The 3,826-nt window shown below is 72.3% G+C and carries 2 protein-coding genes; both read left to right on the top strand.

The genetic code is table 11. The features are described 5' to 3' along the window. Positions 1-175 precede the first annotated feature (175 nt). Positions 176-1,486, top strand: coding sequence for an adenosylmethionine--8-amino-7-oxononanoate transaminase (locus SACSA_RS0108700; protein ID WP_019815134.1), 1,311 nt, complete (start codon positions 176-178; stop codon positions 1,484-1,486). A 533-nt stretch (positions 1,487-2,019) separates the two neighbouring features. Then, on the top strand, positions 2,020-3,826 hold a 1,807-nt coding region (locus SACSA_RS0108695), incomplete at its 3' end, for a bifunctional SulP family inorganic anion transporter/carbonic anhydrase (RefSeq protein ID WP_028661693.1).

The following is a 3,826-nucleotide window of genomic DNA, read 5'->3' as shown; positions in this document are numbered from 1 at the left end:
TGGTCGCGGTGCCGGCACCGTCCACGGCCACCCGGGGGCGGGCGCCGTCCCGCGCGCGGTCGGCGATCACGGCCGTCAGCTCCTCGACCAGCCGGGCGTGGGTCACCGGCCGGTACCGCGCACTGGAGGGCATGACCCCACGCTAGCCGGGGACCGCGTCGTTAGAGTGCCGGGCATGGCAACCGCGCACCCCCACGGTCCGGGCGATCGGACCGGTGACCTGTTGGCCCTTGACGCCGAGCACGTGTGGCATCCCTACGGGCCGATGCCGGGTACGGTGGCGCCCCTGCTGGTCGAGAGCGCCTCCGGGGTGCGGCTGCGGCTGGCGGACGGACGTGAGCTCGTGGACGGCATGTCGTCCTGGTGGTCGGCCGTTCACGGATACCGGCACCCCGCGCTCGACGCCGCGTTGCGGGAGCAGTCCGACCGGATGAGCCACGTGATGTTCGGCGGGCTGACCCACGAGCCCGCGATCCGGCTCGCCAGCACCCTGGCCGACATCACCCCGGAGGGGCTGCGGCACGTCTTCCTGTGCGACTCCGGATCGGTGTCGGTCGAGGTGGCCCTCAAGATGTGCCTCCAGTACTGGCGTTCGCGCGGCCGGGCGGACAAGCGGCGCATGCTGACCTGGCGCGGCGGATACCACGGCGACACCTTCCACCCGATGAGCGTGTGCGATCCGGAGGGCGGGATGCATGCGCTGTGGCGTGGCGTGCTGCCTGAACAGGTCTTCGTCCCGGCACCGCCCTCCGGTGTCGACACGCCCGTGGACGAGACCTATGTGGACGAACTCGCACGGACCGTCGAGCGGCACGCCGACGAGCTGGCCGCCGTCGTCGTCGAACCCGTCGTGCAGGGCGCGGGCGGGATGCGCTTCCACAATCCCGGGTACCTGCGGGCCCTGCGCGAGATCACCCGGGCCCACGACGTGTTGCTTGTCTTCGACGAGATCGCGACCGGCTTCGGGCGCACGGGCGCCCTGTTCGCCGCCGAGCACGCCGGGGTGAGCCCGGACGTGCTGTGCCTCGGCAAGGCGCTGACCGGCGGGTACCTCACGATGGCCGCCACACTGTGCACGACGGGCGTGGCCGAGGGCATCTCCCGGGGAGAGGTTCCGGTGCTGGCGCACGGACCGACGTTCATGGGCAACCCGTTGGCCTCCGCCGTGGCCAACGCCTCGATCGACCTGCTCGCCGACGGTGCGTGGCGTGCCGACGTCGAGCGGATCGGGCGCGTGCTGAACGAGGGGCTCGCCCCGGCACGCGCGCTGCCGGGGGTGATCGACGTCCGCGTGTTCGGCGGCATCGGCGTGGTGCAACTGGACCACGACGTGGACATGGCCGTGGCGACCGAGGCGCTCACCAGCCGCGGCGTGTGGCTGCGGCCGTTCCGCGACCTCGTCTACGCGATGCCTCCCTACGTGGCCACCGAGTCCGACCTCGCGGCCATCGCCGAGGCGATGGTCGCCACGGCACGGGTGGCCTGAGCGAGCAGGCCCGCCGCGGTGACGTGAGCGGGACCACGTCGCCTCGACGAAGATCACCCGATGTGGTCGCGGCGCGGGTGGTTCCGGGCGTATCGCCACGGTCGGCGACGGATGGCCACGGTCCGTTGCCTACCCGGGTGAGAGATGCCGCACGTTCCCGTCGATCATCCCCGGATCTCGTGTCCGTTTTGTGACGACTGGGCGGTCCCGGAAAGATGAATGTCTTTTTCATTAGCGGACTTTTCGTGGGATCTCCGGTTATCTGGTCGTGACGGCCAACCACGGCCCTGACCAGGAGGTTGACCATGAGCGACGCAGGGCGTTCCTCCGGGAACGCGGGGGGCGACCCGGACAGCGCCGCCGGGCGGCACTCGGCGCGGACCGGAGCGGGCTCCGAGCGCACCGATACTCTCCGCGGCGACACCGCGCCCACCGATACCGTCCGCGGCGATGCCGCGCTCACCGGCACCGGGCACGCCGCCGACGAGGAGACCGGCTCCGCGCGCTCGTCGTCGCGCGGTGGACTGGCGGGGGTGCTGCGGCACGACCTGCCCGCGTCGCTGGTCGTTTTCCTGGTCGCCGTCCCGCTGTCGCTGGGCATCGCGCTCGCGTCCGGTGCGCCGGTCGTCGCGGGCATCATCGCCGCGGTCGTGGGCGGGGTCGTCGCCGGAGCCGCGGGTGGCTCCGTGCTCCAGGTCAGCGGACCCGCCGCCGGGCTCACCGTGGTCATGGCCGAGATCATCGACCAGTTCGGCTGGGCGGTCACCTGCGCGATCATCGTCGCGGCCGGGGCGGTGCAGATCCTGCTGGGACTGAGCCGCATCGCGCGCGCCGCGCTGGCCATCTCGCCCGCGATCGTGCACGGGATGCTCGCGGGCATCGGTGTCACGCTCGTGCTGGGCCAGCTCCACATCGTGCTCGGAGGCGACCCGCAGAGCTCGGCGGTGGCCAACATCGCCGAGTTGCCCGGCCAGATCATCGGCCACCACGACGCCGCGGCCCTGGTGGGCCTGCTGACCATCGGCATCCTGCTCGTGTGGCCGCGCCTGCCGGGGACCGTGCGGCGGGTGCCCGGCCCGCTCGCCGCGATCACGCTGGTCACCGTGCTGGCCACGGTCACCGGTATGCCGGTGGAGAAGGTCAACCTGCCCGACGCGGTGCTCGCCGTGGACTTCGTTCCCGAGCTTCCCGCCGACGGCGCCTGGTTCGCGTTCGGCATCGCCGTGCTCACGGTCGCGCTCATCGCCAGCGTCGAGTCCCTGCTCTCGGCGGTCGCGGTGGACCGCATGCACACCCGGCCCCGCGCCGACCTCAACCGGGAGCTGGTCGGGCAGGGGCTGGCGAACATGTCCTCGGGTGCGCTCGGTGGGCTGCCGGTCACCGGGGTGATCGTGCGCAGCACCACCAACGTCGCGGCGGGCGCGCGATCGCGCGCCTCGGCGGTGCTGCACGGGGTGTGGGTGCTGCTGTTCACGGTCGCTCTCACGGCCCTGATCCAGAGCATTCCGCTCGCGGCGCTGGCCGGGCTGCTGGTGCACGTGGGCGTGCGCCTTGTCGACATCAACACCATCCGCCAGGTCCGCGGCCACGGTGACCTCCCGTTGTACGCGGTGACGCTGCTCGGGGTCGTGGTGATCGACCTGCTCACCGGGGTGCTGCTCGGTATCGCGCTCTCGGTGGCCCTGATGCTGCGCCGCACGATGTGGTCCGGCATCCACGTGGTCGAGCAGGGCACGCAGCGGCGGATCGTCGTCGAGGGGGTGCTCACCTTCCTGTCGGTGCCGCGGCTCTCGTCGGTGCTCGCCGCGATTCCCGAGCAGCGCACGGTGCGGCTGGAACTCGTGGTCGACTACCTCGACCACGCCGCCTTCGAATGCCTGTCCGGCTGGCAGCAGTCCTACGAACGCGGCGGCGGGACCGTCGTCGTCGACGAGATCGGGCATCCCTGGTACGCGCGGGGCAAGACGGCCTCCCCCACGGTGCACCGGAACGAGGGGACGCGGCACCTGCCGCGCTGGCTGGCCCCGTGGTCGGAGTGGATGGCCGAGGAGCACGGCGTCGACATCCCCGACCAGCGGCACGGACCGGTGCACCGGGGCGCCACCGAGTTTCAATGGCGCACCGCGCCCCTGGTGCGGCAGACGCTGAGCAGGCTCGCCGACGACGCCCGGCCGCACACCCTGTTCCTCACCTGTAGCGACGCGCGGCTCGTGCCGAACGTCATCACCACCAGCGGCCCGGGGGACCTGTTCACCGTGCGCAACATCGGCAACTTCGTACCGGCCGTGCCGCCGCCCGGCCGGGCCGACGCCACCGACGCCACCGAGGCCGCGGGCACGC

It is taken from the genome of Saccharomonospora saliphila YIM 90502 (assembly GCF_000383795.1).
In the GTDB taxonomy this organism is placed as follows: Bacteria; Actinomycetota; Actinomycetes; order Mycobacteriales; family Pseudonocardiaceae; genus Saccharomonospora; species Saccharomonospora saliphila.
This window is presented reverse-complemented; position numbering and strand designations above follow the sequence as displayed.

What these genes read in the sequence shown, in the direction of transcription:
- SACSA_RS0108700 (WP_019815134.1), top strand. Translation starts at nt 176, where the DNA reads ATGGCAACCGCGCACCCCCACGGTCCGGGCGATCGGACCGGTGACCTG.